Consider the following 13497-nt stretch of genomic DNA (forward strand, 5'->3'; position numbering starts at 1 on the left):
AAATCTCATTTTTCGTTAAAAAGATAAAAGTCGGCAATTGCCGACTTTTTTTATTGTACAGGTTTTACTTTATAACCTTGTTTTTGTAGTAACTGAATTACGCCATCTTTTCCTTTTAAATGAGCTGCTCCAACACCAAAGAAAGTAGGTTTTTGGTTGGCTTGTTCTATAATAATCGGAATCCAGTTGTGGTTGCGTTTTATAAGCAATTCTTCTTGAAACTGATTGTTGGTTTGAATTTCTGAACTTGCAATAATGCGCATCAATTCGTCTAAATTTTCGTTTTGATATGCTGCGATTAATTCTTGCAATTCGTTGTTTTCTCCAGCATTAATAGCTTCGATCATGGTAACCGTATCTTCAATCTGATTTTTGTATGCAATTTCATCAAAAATAGCTAATTGCGATTCAATGGTTTCTAATCCTAAAATTTCTTCTTTATCTTCGGTTGCTTTTTTCACCAATTCCATTTCAAAAGATTGCATAGGGCAATCAATCATTTTGGTATAAAGCATGGATTGAATAAAAAAGGGCTTGTACGTATCTAAAGCTTGTAACGGAATACCAAAGTTACTTTCTAAAAACGTATTAATGGTTTTGTATTGTTCTGGCGTTGCAATTTCGCTAATGCGTTGCTCATCTTTCATATTTAAATTAGCCAGCATTTTATTGTTTAATTCCGGATCGTCCATATCAATTTCTAAATAAACCTGATCGGTTTTATCTAAAGCTTTTAAAACTTTTGGTTTTAAAGTTGCATCACATGTTATATGAACGGTACCAAATAAATAGGAAGGTTGTTTTAAGCTTTTACCTGTAATTTCCCATAGTACAGAATTTCCTTTTTGTGCAAAACCTGGTAGGGTAAATAAACCCAGTAAGGTTGCACAGAAAAAGTTTTTAATCATAAATCTAATTTTTTTAGTTCTTCGTAGTTGCGAGTCAATTTTTTAATTAATCGGCCGTATATAAGCTTATAAATAAAATAAAATAAAGCAATTAAAAGGCTAAAGCTTACTGCTAAGCCAAATCCAAATCCTAGATATAAAACCAATTTGTTTTTGGTTGATCCCATTTGCTGAATGGTTGGATCGTACAACATGGCTGCAATGCTATAAATAATAGCCGTTATAGCCATAACAGATAAGTTGTAAATAATGTAATAATTTGTTATTTTTTTTACAAACAGTATGTTGGCCATTAACTTTTTTAAGTTATCGCTTACGTTAATTTTTTTAAAGTTGATGTAAAACGTGTAAACAAAACCTATGATAATGCAATAATGCAAATAGGTAACGCCTTTTAATAAATGATAGACGTGATATTTTAATAAAATAGCATCGTTTTCTGGCGTGTTGTTTATAAAAACATCTAACGAGGTAATAATTATCAATTCTATAATGCTAATAATTAAAATCCACTTTACAATTGAGGTAGATTTTTTATGAAGCATTTTATACAATTCGTCGTCGTTATATTTTGGGTAGTTGTTTTGCGATTGCTTCCAACTGTTTTTTAATAAATCTAATTCATCCATGTTTGCTGTGTTTTTATGGATTTAATATTTTTTTCAACTTGCTTTTCACGCGGTTCATTTTAACTCGGGCGTTTACTTCAGAAATTCCGAGCGTTTCAGAAATTTCACCATAATCTTTTTCTTCTAAATAAAGTAAAATCAATGCTTTTTCAATATCGTTTAACTGATGAATGGCCTGATAAAGTAATTTTAGTTGTTCTTCCTGCTCATAATTGTAATCTAAGCTTTCTAAATAATGGTGCTGATTGGCATCGAATGAATTGGTTTGAATGTTACGCGTACTTTTTCGATACAAGGAAATAGCGGTGTTTAAGCTTACGCGATAAGCCCATGTGGTAAATTTAGATTCTCCTCTAAACTTCGGAAACGCATGCCAAAGTTGAATGGTAATTTCCTGAAACAAATCTTTATGAGAATCCTCGTCTGAGGTATAAATCCTACAAACCTTGTGTATAATGTTTTGATTTTCTTTAAGTTGTTCTATAAACTTTTTTTCCAGATCTCCTTTCATACAACTTATATGTCGTTATTTTTATAAAACTGTTACAATAAGTAAGAATTATTTTATTTTTTTAGCGCTTTTTTGAATAAAACGCGTTTTAAATATTGATTTCTGATTTCTAAAATATATTGTAATATATAAAGTTTTTTTTGTTTTTAATTCGTAAATTTGCCCGTAAAATAAGAAGAATAAGATTATGATGAATATACCAGACTCTAGTAATCCTAGAGTTGTTATTGTGGGTGGTGGATTCGCCGGAATATCTCTTGCTAAAAAACTAAAAGATAGAAAATTCCAGGTTGTTTTATTAGATAAACATAATTATCATAACTTCCAGCCTTTAATGTACCAAGTTGCAACAGGTGGGCTAGAAGCAGGTTCTATTGCTTATCCTTTACGTAAAATTGTTCAAGATCATCAAGAAACATTTTTCCGTATGGCTAATGTTGAATCGGTTGATACAACAAACAAAAAAGTAATAACTGATATTGGTACTATTTATTATGATTATTTAGTATTAGCTACTGGTTCTACCAATAACTTTTTCGGCAATAAAGAAATTGAAGAGAATAGTATGGTAATGAAATCTATTCCTGAAGCTTTAGATATTTTATCATTAATCTTAGAAAATTTCGAATTAGCCTTACAAACCAATGATATTGAAGAGCGTAAAGCGCTTATGAATTTCGTAATTGTAGGGGCAGGACCAACTGGGGTTGAATTAGCAGGTGCTTTAGCAGAAATGAAAAAAGCGGTTTTTCCTAAAGATTATCCGGATTTAGATATTTCTATGATGGAAATTCATTTGGTTCAAGGTACAGATCGCGTTTTAGATGCCATGTCTGTAAAATCATCAGAAGCTGCTGCTAAATTTTTACGCCAATTAGGGGTTAAAATTCATATTGATGTGCGCGTTACCGGATACGATGGTTTAACCGTAACTACAGCAAGCGATTTAACATTAACATCTAAAGCGGTAATTTGGTCGGCTGGTGTTAAAGGTTGCGTGGTAGATGGTGTTGCCGAAGCTGTTGACAGAGCATCACGTATTCGTACTAATGAATTTAACCAAGTAGAAGGATTTACAGATGTTTTTGCTATTGGTGACGTAGCTGCAATTTATGGTGATAAATATAAATTTGGTCACCCAATGATGGCGCAACCAGCTATTCAGCAAGGTGCTTTATTAGCAGAAAACCTAGAAAGATTAGAACGTAAACAACCGTTAAAGCAATTTGTTTATAACGACAAGGGTTCTATGGCAACTATTGGACGTAACAAAGCAGTGGTAGATATGCCTAAATTCCATTTCAATGGTATTTTTGCTTGGTTTGTTTGGATGTTTGTTCACTTAATTTCGTTAATCGGATTTAAAAATAAAGCTTTAGTATTTTGTTCATGGATTTACAATTATTTTGCTTTTGACCGTGAATCACGTGTTATTATTAAAGAATACAAGAAAAAAGAAAATTAATATAAAAAAGGATGCGATTATTCGCATCCTTTTTTATTTAGTTCATGTTGTATAAGCAAATCTAAAAACTTAGAATAACCTGTAATACCAAATTCTTGCTGATTTACTTTTAAAAATTTATCATATATAAATTTAAAAAACGTATCAATAAAACTTTCGTGTGCTTCCCAAAATTCTTTGTTGCGTTGCCAATCTTGTAAAACCCCCGGATTAATATTTTTTAAAAACGCTTTAAAATCTGCTTCGTTTTTAAACGGATATCGGCTTAAGCAATAACGTAAAGCAAAACTTGCTGCAGCATAATCAAAATACGCATTTGTGTTTTTTGTAGCAGCCCAATAACCCACAAAATTAGCTTCGGCTTCAGGGCCAATTCCAACCTGATGTGCAATTTCATGCGAAGCTGTTACAAATAAACTGGTTTTAGGCATGCGATTATTAACTTGCGCTTCGTTAGTAAATGGGTTAATGTAACCACCAAACCCCATATAAGTTAACGGCAAACTAAATAACGAAGATTTTATGCTTGTGTTTTTATAGGTAAACTCAGGAACAGCAAGCGCTAATTCTTGATATCCGTTTGCAGCTTGTTCTATTATTATGTGATCCGGTAAAGAAACATTTATTATTGCCGAATCGTTTTCTGCATATTGGCTATGTAAAGCATTTACTTGGTTTACTAATTTGTGGGTAACCAAAACAAGTTCTTCAGTACTATATGTGTTTTCAATCGCTAACCGTTCGTACAATGGGGTGCGATAATAATTAAATCCCCAACAAATAGTAAAAAGCACAAAAAATAAGGTTAAACCTTTAAATAAATTATTTATTACGCTGGCTTTGTCAGCTTTCCAACTTCTTCTAACAAAATATATTCTATAAAATAAAAAAAGTATTAAAAGTAAATACAACAAATCGCCAACCGAAAACGGAATATTACCTAATAGCCGCGTAATTCAACAGAAACGGGCTTGTAAAATACTTCAAAATACCAAACATTAATAAAATAGGATTGCGAACTTAACCAACCAATTACAAGGTAAACAGCAATAAAAAGTACTAACCAAGTATATTTTCTAAAAAAAATCATTTCTTATTTTTATTAAAAATAAATAAAAAAAACTTGCAGTTTTAATTTCTTAGCCTATATTTGTCTTTAATTAGAATAGATAAAAATAACAAACTCATGCAACAAGAAAAACCTTGTGAAAAGGTAGTGTTTTTTTGTGACGGAAAAAAGTGCTGCCGCTATAACGATGAAGCTAAAAATACCTTATCAGATTTAATTTCTGATTGCGGATTAGCAGAAGTTGTTGTGCTTAAAAAAATGAAATGCCAAGGCATTTGCAAAAAAGCACCTGTTTTTTATTTACCTAATAACGATACGTATAAGAAAGAAGTTTCGAGTAAAAAAGCAAAAAAAATATTCGAAAAATATATCGCTCCAGAAAAAAGAAATAGCGTAGAATAAGTTATTTATAATTACAAGGCCAAGTCATAACTAAATTGCTAGTTATGGCTTTTTTTATTTAATAATCCGTAAATTTGAACTTAGTAACAAAAGTTAACGCGATTACAATGAGTCAAGAAATTAGAAATCTAGAACCCAAAGCGCTTTGGAATAAATTTGCCGATTTAAATGCGGTACCACGCCCTTCTAAAAAAGAAGAACGCGTAATTGCTTTTATGCTAGAATTTGGTAAAAAATTAGGTTTAGAAACCATTAAAGATGAGGTAGGTAACATCATCATTAAAAAACCAGCAACTGCCGGAATGGAAAATCGTAAAACCATTGTTTTACAATCCCATTTAGATATGGTGCATCAAAAAAATAACGATACCGTTTTTGATTTTGATAAACAAGGTATTGATATGTATATTGATGCCGATTGGGTACGAGCTAAAGGAACAACTTTAGGTGCTGATAACGGAATTGGTGTGGCAACCATTATGGCTATTTTAGAAGCTACTGATATTGAACATCCAGCCATCGAAGCTTTATTTACTATTGATGAAGAAACAGGAATGACTGGTGCTTTAGGTTTAAAAGGCGGATTGTTAGAAGGTCAAATTCTTTTAAATTTAGATACCGAAGAAGATGATGAAATTGATATCGGTTGTGCAGGTGGGGTAGATGTTACAGCAACTGCAGAATATGATGAAGAAGATACGCCAACTAATTCAATCGGATATCAAATTACCGTTAAAGGTTTATCTGGTGGGCATTCGGGTATGGATATTCACAAAGGTTTAGGTAACGCAAACAAAATCATGAACCGTTTGTTGTTTAATGGGTTTGATGATTTTGGTTTACAAATTTCAGAAATTAAAGGTGGTTCATTGCGTAACGCAATTCCGCGCGAAAGCGTTGCACAAGTAATTATTTCTGAAATGTACGATGAGGTTTTCGAGTTTGAAATGTCACAAATCATTCAAGAAATTAAAGACGAATTTCATACCACAGAACCTAATTTAGAAGTTGTTTTAGAACGTTTAGAAAATGCACCTAAAAAAGTAATGCCAAGCATGGCTCAGTTTTTCTTTGTACGTTCAATGTACACAGCTCATAACGGGGTTTACCGCATGTCAGCAGATTTTGATGATTTGGTAGAAACATCTAACAACATCGCTAAAGTAACTTTAGGTGCTGGTAAATTGGTAGTACAATGTTTAACTCGTTCGTCAGTAGAAACGTCTAAACTAGATTGTGCAAACTCATTACGTGCAGCTTTTGAATTAATGGGTTGTGAAGTTGAATTTTCAGGATCTTATCCAGGTTGGACACCAAATCCAAATTCTGAAATTTTAGAAGTAGTTAAAGCTATTTACGAAAAACAAAACCAAGCAAAACCAAACGTAGTTGCTTGTCATGCTGGGTTAGAATGTGGTATTTTAGGAACCAATTACCCAGAAATGGATATGATTTCTTTCGGACCAACAATTCGTGGTGCGCATTCTCCTCAAGAACGCGTTTCTATTACCTCGGTAGCAAAATATTGGAAATTGGTTTTAGAAATTTTAAAAAATATTCCAAACAAATAAAACATTAAACCTTCGAAATTTTTCGAAGGTTTTTTTTATACTTTTCTTCATATTCGTCTTTTTGCATTTTACCACATAATGCATTTCAATTTTCAATGTTAAATTTTAAATTGTTAATAAGTTTCTTTTTTTATTGTATTAGCCTGATTTTATTACAAAAGTTTGGTTAATAACTTTTTATGTTAAAAAATACAATATTAAAAAAATGTAAACTTTTTGTGTTTGTTTTTTATTTAATTAGCTGATTGTTAAGTTTTTAATTTATATTTTTTGAAAACTTTTTAATTTGGTTGTTTTATAATAAACAGATTTTTATCTTAGTACAAATAATAAACTACTACAAAAATAAGTTAGCTGTTATTTAAAAAACGAATGGTTTAATTCTAAATGTTTTGGTATGCAAGTAAAAGAAACTTATAAAAATGCGACAACCTATTCGCAAGATGAAGTACTACAAGAAACCTTACAATATTTTAAAGGTGATGATCTAGCAGCTCGTGTTTGGATTAATAAATATGCATTAAAAGATTCTGAAGGTAATTTATACGAGAAATCTCCGGCAGATATGCACAAACGTTTGGCTTCAGAAATTGCTCGCATCGAAGCTAAGTATCCTAATGCACATTCAGAAGCAGAAATTCTAAATCTTATTCAAGATTTTAAATATATTATTCCGCAAGGTTCTCCAATGACCGGAATCGGAAATCCTTTTCAAATCGCATCTTTGTCCAATTGTTTTGTTATTGGCAATAAAGGCGAAAGCGATTCGTACGGTGGGATCATGAAAATTGATCAAGAACAAGTGCAGTTAATGAAACGCCGTGGTGGCGTGGGGCATGATTTGTCACATATTCGTCCAAAAGGTTCAGCTGTAAAAAACTCAGCTTTAACTTCAACCGGATTAGTACCTTTTATGGAACGTTATTCTAATTCTACGCGCGAAGTTGCTCAAGACGGACGCCGCGGAGCTTTAATGCTTTCGGTATCTATCAACCATCCTGACGCTGAAGATTTTATTGACGCAAAATTAGAACAAGGTAAAATTACCGGCGCAAACGTTTCGGTTCGTATTTCTGACGATTTTATGCAAGCTGTAAAAGCAGGACAAGAATACGTACAAAAATATCCAATTTTCTCAGCTAACCCGCAGTTTACTAAAACGGTTAATGCAAACGAAATCTGGAATAAAATTGTGCATAATGCCTGGAAATCTGCCGAACCTGGTATTTTATTTTGGGATACCATTATTCGTGAATCGTTACCTGACTGTTATGCCGATTTAGGTTATAAAACCTTATCAACCAATCCATGTGGTGAAATTCCGTTATGTGCTTATGATTCGTGCCGTTTATTGGCAATCAATTTGTATTCGTACGTAGTAAATCCGTTTACTAAAGATGCGTTTTTTGATATGGAATTGTTTAAAAAACATGTTGCCATTGCACAACGCATGATGGATGATATTATTGATTTAGAATTAGAAAAAATTGATGCTATAATTCAAAAAATTGATGCGGATCCGGAAGATGAAGAAGTAAAACGTATTGAGAAAAACCTTTGGTTTGAAATTCGTAAAAAAGCCGAAGAAGGACGCAGAACCGGTGTTGGAATTACTGCAGAAGGCGATATGTTGGCAGCATTAAATATTCGTTACGGTAGTGACGAAGGAAATGCTTTTGCAGAACAAGTACATAAAAACTTAGCTTTAGCTGCGTACCGTGCTTCGGTTGATATGGCTAAAGAGCGTGGAGCTTTTGGTATTTTTGATGCCCATCGCGAAAAAAACAATCCGTTTTTATTACGTTTAAAAGCAGAAGATCCAGCTTTATATAACGATATGTTAGAATATGGGCGCCGTAACATTGCTTTGTTAACCATTGCACCAACCGGAAGTACGTCATTAATGTCACAAACTACATCGGGTATCGAACCGGTATTTTTACCGGTGTACAAGCGTCGCCGTAAAGTAAATCCGAATGATAAAAACGTGCGTATTGATTATGTTGACGATGTGGGGGATTCGTTCGAAGAATATATTGTTTTCCACCATAAGTTTAAAGATTGGATGGAAATTAATGGTATTGATAGCTCTAAAAACTTTACCGATGCTGAGCTGGATGAGTTGATTGAAAAATCACCTTATTACAAAGCAACATCAAACGATATTGATTGGTTAAACAAAGAGTAAAAATGCAAGGAGCTATTCAAAAATGGGTAGATCATTCTATTTCAGTAACCATCAACATTCCAAACGACGCAACAGAAGAATTGGTAAACAAATTGTACTTAACAGCTTGGGAAGTTGGTTGTAAAGGCGTAACCGTTTACCGAGATGGCTCTCGTTCTGGTGTTTTAGTTTCTAAAGATGATGCTAAAAAAGAAGAACCACAAGTTGGTTTAACCACGCATTTCCCGACAAAACGTCCGGTTATTTTAGATGCCGATGTGGTACGTTTTCAAAATAATAAAGAAAAATGGATTGCATTTATTGGTAAAATAGATGACAAACCTTATGAAATATTCACTGGTTTAGCCGACGACGAAGATGGTATTTTACTACCGCGTTGGGTAAATGACGGCTTTATTATTAAAAATAAAGACGAAAATGGAAATTCACGTTACGATTTTCAGTACGTTAACCAACGTGGCTACAAAACCACGATTGAAGGTTTATCGTACCGATTTGATCCGGAGTTCTGGAATTATGCCAAATTAATTTCAGGAACTTTACGCCATGGTATGGCCATTGACAATGTTATAGATTTAATTAATGGCTTACAATTGGATAAAGAATCTATTAATTCATGGAAAAACGGAGTAGCTCGTGCTTTAAAACGTTTTATTCCTGACGGTACTGATGCTGTTGGGCAAAAATGTAGCAATTGCGGATCAACTCAAATCATGTATCAAGAAGGCTGTTTAACTTGTAAAAATTGCGGATCTTCTAAATGTGGATAAAAACAAAAGCCGGTTACTTAGTAACCGGCTTTTTAGTTTAGCTTTTTTTCGAACTTTTACTTCGTTCGAAAAGAAACCAAACTTTTCATTAACTAATAGATCTTGAAATAATATTCGAGAAGCTTAAAATAGTTAAAGCACTAACAAAGCTTAAAAAACTTGCCGTATAGCCGTCACAAAAAAAGGACAACTGAAATAAAACAGCTAAAATTCCAAAACCAAAAATACTTGCTAGTAAACCAATAATGATGTTAGCAAGAAGCCCCAGACCGCTTTTAATAAAACAATAGTGCGCTAGTAATCCTGAGACTATTCCGATTGTAATTAAATAAATAATATTCATAATACAATGTTTTTAATCTAGGTTAGTGATATGTTATTATAAAAACGTATTTAATTATTTTAAAATTATTTTTTTAACTTTTTTATTGATGTAATGTTTGTTTTAATCGTTAAAATTAAATATAAATGAATTGAAAAGTTTTAAAAGTAAGAAATTATTTCTGGCTTACTAATTTCAAAATTAGGTAAAGCCAAATCAGTATTATTGAAAGAATTTAAATGAATTATATTTTTACCTTGTGTTGGTAAAGTTGGTATATAGATAAATGAAACTTGAAGCTTATCAAATACTAAAAAATCATTAGAAATTTGTATCCCAGCCCCAAAACTCGAATAAACTTTAGAGTTTACCAACTTTTCTCCGGTATTGGCAATGGTTCCAAAATTGGCTGACAAAAATGGATTTAATCTAAACCCATAAAAGTTTTTAGGCGAATAACTTTGTAATTGCAACGACAAAGTTGCTTTTTTGGTTCCACGTTTATAGTTGTTAAAACCAACAATTCCATCTTCTCGTAAGCCTAAAGATGCAACATCATTCCAAACATTAAATCTGTTATTTCCAATGGCTGCTTTAGGCACAATAAATTGCCTAAATTTCCAATCACCAATGGTAAAAATATTGCTCATGTAAAACAAACTTAGTTTAACTAAACTTTGTTCTGTTTTGCCATTATTAAAATAGGTGCCCGCTTCTAAGGTTGTGGCTAAATATCCAAAATTATAATTGCGCCCGTTAGAAAGTTGTCCGCCCAGATAAAAACGACGCCTTTTATTACGGTGTTCATAACCCGTTGTAATAAAAATGTTTTGTCCGGTTTGGTAGTATTCTGTTACGCCCTGATAAAATATATCTTCACTTTTATTAAAAAAACGAGAAGTTAAACCAACCGATGTTAACCATAAATTGGTATCGCTATAAAAATGATACGGATCTTGTGTTTGATCAGGCCTTAATGTATAATTTGTATTTACAAATCGGGTGGTTGTTATTAAATGGGTTGCATTTACAAGTTCTGGAGCATCAAAAATTTTAAACGCATAACCACCCCAAATATCGTATTGGTCGTATTTGTATTTTAGCCTTTCTTTTTCAAGATCTAAATTATAAATCGTATCGTTTTTAAATAAATGTTCGTATTTTATACCACCAACCCATTTGGTAAAGTTCGAAAAAAAATCACGTTTTAATTCGACTGTTCTAACCTTGTTATTATTAAAATCTTTTAAATAATTTATGTTATATTCAATAAAGGTTTGTTTGATGTTCGGAACGCGATATTGTAATTGATATTTGTTGGTTCCTTCAACATAATTGTGTTGGTACGCAGGGGTGAACTGATGGCCTAAACCTGCAAAGTTACGTTGGTTTATCTCAGTTTTTAAAACTTTACTATTCATCGAAGCTTTAAAAATTATACTCCAGGCATCTAAGGAACGCACAACCAAGTCAACCGAATCGGTTGTGGTTGGTATAGGAACTGGAATAATTTTAATTTTTCTGATAAACTTTTGCGTGTATAAAATACGTTCTGACTCAATAATTTTTTCCGGATTTAACGGCTGATTTTCTTTAAAAAGTAAATAGTTTTTTATAGCCCAAGGTTTTGTTTTTAAGTGCAAATCATTCCCTACGTTTTCTAACCAAGTTTTTGGCGTTTTAGTAGAATCATCTACTGAATAACCAAACGGATCATTGGATTCAAAAATGATTTTGCGAATAATTTTACCAGCATAAGGATCATAATCTATAGCTGTATTTTCTGAAGATGCTGCTGTTGTTTTTGGTCTTTTAAACAACCAGCGGTGCATTTGCTTGGTAAATTTGTGCTTATTAGAATAGTTTTCAATATTTTTTAAAAATGCAACAGAATCTTGTTCTTGTTTTTGAGAAAAAAGAATATTAGTACTTAGTAAAAAAGTTGTGAAAAAAAATAAAAATTTGAATCTAAAAAACACCAACAAGTAAATAAAATTAAAGCTTTAAGTTACTTAAAAAAACGTAAAAAAAATAAAAAAGTATGTGCGTAAAAAAAATCCCTACAATTAAGTAGGGATTTTATATTAATTTATTTTAGTGGCATACCCACGTTGTTTTTTACCTTGACCAACAAACGAATATTCAAACGTATAGCCATCTTTATCTGTCATAACAATTTTCATGTTGATGGCTTGCTTTTCTGCCATATTTTTAGGGTTTATTTTTTGTAAAATAAATTCACAATCAGAAACCCAACGTACTGAGGCAGTATCTGTTTTGCCATTAAAAGTTTCAATTTGTAAAGAGTCGTTTCGTTCAAAAATCGAAACATGTTCTACACCATTTACGTCTTGCTTAAATTCAAATTTACCTGTTTTATATTCTGCACAATCATTTTGTTGTTGGTAACAAGATATAAACAATAAGGTAAAAGGGATAATTAAGAATTTATTCATTTAAAAAAAATTAAGTGCGGTATTAGTTAAAACTTATCTGAAAACCCAATCCGCGATTATTAGCTATAATATTAACTTCGTTACTATACTCAGCATTTTTATTCGAAACGCTTTCATTGTATGTACTAATTGCTTTTTTTAATTTCTTTTTTCTTCCTGCTAATACAGGAATAGATCCAACTACTGAAGCCAATCCAACATAAGTTAATGCTCCCGGATAATCGTGTACCGTAGTTAATCCTACTAACAAATCGCCAACAATTAAACCACCACCTATGCCAAGTAAGATACCGCCAAAAGTACTTTTTTGTTTGTAAGACATGTAGTTTTGATAAGCTACAATATCAGTATTCTGAAACTCTTCTTTTACATAGCTTTCGGAAACTCTAGAATTGTTTACAAAAAATTTGTTTTTCTTAAACTCAATTTCTTGAGCATTTAAATTTATTGCTAGTAAGGCAAAGAAAATAAAAAAAATGGTTTTCATAATTGGTTAGTTTTCAGAATCATTAAACAAAGCACTTGTTATTTTGGTAACGCCTTTAAAAAGTAAATAAGCAGAAAAACCAGCAATTGCAATTCCTAAAAGTAAAATAGGGATAAAAAAAGGATGCCCTTGATTTTTAAATGAGGAATGTATAATAACAGGCCCAATAAACATTAATGGAAATGAACCTATGCTGTATTTAACTCCTTTATATAATAAATTTTTGTTTGTTGACATGTTTAAAAATTAATTTGTAATCCTACGCCACGGCTGTTAGAAACAACTCCAACTTCAAAATTACTTTGTGCAGCTTGGTTTGTTTGTTTTTCTACCGCATTGTTATAAGCATCAATTGCCTTATTTAATTTTTTCTTACGGCCTTTTAAAAAAGGATAAGAAGCAACTAATGATGCAGCACCTACGGCTGAAAATGCACTTGGATACGATTCGTCAGAAACTAAGCTTTTTACTGCATCAGCAACTAACATAGCGCAACCAAAACCTAATAAAAAACCACCCCAAGAAGTACGATTTGTGTACGTTTTAAAGTTTTCGTAAGCAACAGCATCTGTTTGTTTCATTTTTTGTTTTAATTGAAACGCAGGAATTTGTTCTCCGTTAATATAGTATTTTTTTTCTATGATTTCAACTTTCTGTGCAGATGCAGCAAAAGAACATAGAACAACGAATAAAAATAGTACCTTTTTCATGATAAGTAA

13 protein-coding genes and 1 pseudogene are annotated in these 13497 nt (G+C 32.0%); 4 read left to right on the top strand and 10 right to left on the bottom strand.

Going from position 1 to position 13497, the window contains the following annotated elements; translation table 11 throughout:
• Window positions 1-50: 50 nt before the first annotated feature.
• From K5I29_RS01725 to K5I29_RS01735, 3 genes are read right to left on the bottom strand one after another with little or no spacing between them, the layout of a single operon-like run.
• Window positions 51-908, bottom strand: a complete 858-nt coding sequence (locus K5I29_RS01725) for a TraB/GumN family protein (RefSeq protein ID WP_264434143.1) — start codon at window positions 906-908, stop codon at window positions 51-53.
• On the bottom strand, window positions 905-1537 hold the full coding sequence (locus K5I29_RS01730; protein WP_264434144.1) for a hypothetical protein: 633 nt from the start codon (window positions 1535-1537) through the stop codon (window positions 905-907). Before K5I29_RS01730 ends, K5I29_RS01725 begins: the two co-directional genes overlap by 4 nt.
• A gap of 13 nt (window positions 1538-1550) precedes the next feature.
• Window positions 1551-2048 (bottom strand): RNA polymerase sigma factor, encoded by a 498-nt coding sequence (locus K5I29_RS01735; RefSeq protein WP_264434145.1) that lies wholly within the window; start codon window positions 2046-2048, stop codon window positions 1551-1553.
• A gap of 187 nt (window positions 2049-2235) precedes the next feature.
• Between K5I29_RS01735 and K5I29_RS01740 the strand changes: the two genes are divergently transcribed.
• Window positions 2236-3513, top strand: a complete 1278-nt coding sequence (locus K5I29_RS01740; RefSeq protein ID WP_264434146.1) for an NAD(P)/FAD-dependent oxidoreductase — start codon at window positions 2236-2238, stop codon at window positions 3511-3513.
• 17 nt (window positions 3514-3530) lie between these two features.
• Here the strand turns inward: K5I29_RS01740 and K5I29_RS01745 are convergent, their stop codons facing one another.
• Window positions 3531-4469 (bottom strand): DUF3810 domain-containing protein, encoded by a 939-nt coding sequence (locus K5I29_RS01745; protein ID WP_264435150.1) that lies wholly within the window; start codon window positions 4467-4469, stop codon window positions 3531-3533.
• Between the two features lie 230 nt (window positions 4470-4699).
• On the opposite strand from K5I29_RS01745, the gene K5I29_RS01750 reads away from it, so the two are divergent.
• The 3 genes and pseudogenes from K5I29_RS01750 (at window position 4700) to K5I29_RS01760 (ending at window position 9513) form a co-directional block, all read left to right on the top strand.
• Window positions 4700-4984 (top strand): (2Fe-2S) ferredoxin domain-containing protein, encoded by a 285-nt coding sequence (locus tag K5I29_RS01750; RefSeq protein WP_264434147.1) that lies wholly within the window; start codon window positions 4700-4702, stop codon window positions 4982-4984.
• 107 nt (window positions 4985-5091) lie between these two features.
• A complete protein-coding gene (locus K5I29_RS01755; RefSeq protein ID WP_264434148.1) occupies window positions 5092-6555 on the top strand; it encodes an aminoacyl-histidine dipeptidase in 1464 nt (487 codons plus the stop codon).
• Window positions 6556-6952: 397 nt separating this feature from the next.
• Window positions 6953-9513 (top strand): annotated as a pseudogene (locus K5I29_RS01760) (adenosylcobalamin-dependent ribonucleoside-diphosphate reductase).
• 88 nt (window positions 9514-9601) lie between these two features.
• Here K5I29_RS01760 and K5I29_RS01765 read toward each other — a convergent pair.
• The 6 genes from K5I29_RS01765 to K5I29_RS01790 form a co-directional block, all read right to left on the bottom strand.
• Window positions 9602-9856: a GlsB/YeaQ/YmgE family stress response membrane protein gene (locus K5I29_RS01765; RefSeq protein WP_264434149.1), complete on the bottom strand. Its 255-nt coding sequence runs from the start codon at window positions 9854-9856 to the stop codon at window positions 9602-9604.
• Between the two features lie 140 nt (window positions 9857-9996).
• Complete coding sequence (locus tag K5I29_RS01770; RefSeq protein ID WP_264434150.1) at window positions 9997-11655, bottom strand: BamA/TamA family outer membrane protein; 1659 nt, start codon at window positions 11653-11655, stop codon at window positions 9997-9999.
• Between the two features lie 264 nt (window positions 11656-11919).
• On the bottom strand, window positions 11920-12291 hold the full coding sequence (locus K5I29_RS01775) for a DNA topoisomerase IV (RefSeq protein ID WP_264434151.1): 372 nt from the start codon (window positions 12289-12291) through the stop codon (window positions 11920-11922).
• 22 nt (window positions 12292-12313) lie between these two features.
• On the bottom strand, window positions 12314-12778 hold the full coding sequence (locus tag K5I29_RS01780; RefSeq protein ID WP_264434152.1) for a hypothetical protein: 465 nt from the start codon (window positions 12776-12778) through the stop codon (window positions 12314-12316).
• 6 nt (window positions 12779-12784) lie between these two features.
• Window positions 12785-13015, bottom strand: a complete 231-nt coding sequence (locus K5I29_RS01785; protein ID WP_264434153.1) for a DUF6095 family protein — start codon at window positions 13013-13015, stop codon at window positions 12785-12787.
• A gap of 2 nt (window positions 13016-13017) precedes the next feature.
• Complete coding sequence (locus K5I29_RS01790) at window positions 13018-13488, bottom strand: hypothetical protein (protein WP_264434154.1); 471 nt, start codon at window positions 13486-13488, stop codon at window positions 13018-13020.
• Window positions 13489-13497 lie beyond the last annotated feature (9 nt).

Source organism: Flavobacterium agricola (assembly GCF_025919725.1).
Taxonomy (GTDB): domain Bacteria; phylum Bacteroidota; class Bacteroidia; order Flavobacteriales; family Flavobacteriaceae; genus Flavobacterium; species Flavobacterium agricola.

Bases quoted from the DNA above. Each gene is read 5' to 3' on its own strand.
- K5I29_RS01725 (WP_264434143.1), bottom strand. From the start codon at position 908: ATGATTAAAAACTTTTTCTGTGCAACCTTACTGGGTTTATTTACCCTA.
- K5I29_RS01730 (WP_264434144.1), bottom strand. From the start codon at position 1,537: ATGGATGAATTAGATTTATTAAAAAACAGTTGGAAGCAATCGCAAAAC.
- K5I29_RS01735 (WP_264434145.1), bottom strand. From the start codon at position 2,048: ATGAAAGGAGATCTGGAAAAAAAGTTTATAGAACAACTTAAAGAAAAT.
- K5I29_RS01740 (WP_264434146.1), top strand. From the start codon at position 2,236: ATGATGAATATACCAGACTCTAGTAATCCTAGAGTTGTTATTGTGGGT.
- K5I29_RS01750 (WP_264434147.1), top strand. From the start codon at position 4,700: ATGCAACAAGAAAAACCTTGTGAAAAGGTAGTGTTTTTTTGTGACGGA.
- K5I29_RS01755 (WP_264434148.1), top strand. From the start codon at position 5,092: ATGAGTCAAGAAATTAGAAATCTAGAACCCAAAGCGCTTTGGAATAAA.
- K5I29_RS01765 (WP_264434149.1), bottom strand. From the start codon at position 9,856: ATGAATATTATTTATTTAATTACAATCGGAATAGTCTCAGGATTACTA.
- K5I29_RS01775 (WP_264434151.1), bottom strand. From the start codon at position 12,291: ATGAATAAATTCTTAATTATCCCTTTTACCTTATTGTTTATATCTTGT.
- K5I29_RS01780 (WP_264434152.1), bottom strand. From the start codon at position 12,778: ATGAAAACCATTTTTTTTATTTTCTTTGCCTTACTAGCAATAAATTTA.
- K5I29_RS01785 (WP_264434153.1), bottom strand. From the start codon at position 13,015: ATGTCAACAAACAAAAATTTATTATATAAAGGAGTTAAATACAGCATA.
- K5I29_RS01790 (WP_264434154.1), bottom strand. From the start codon at position 13,488: ATGAAAAAGGTACTATTTTTATTCGTTGTTCTATGTTCTTTTGCTGCA.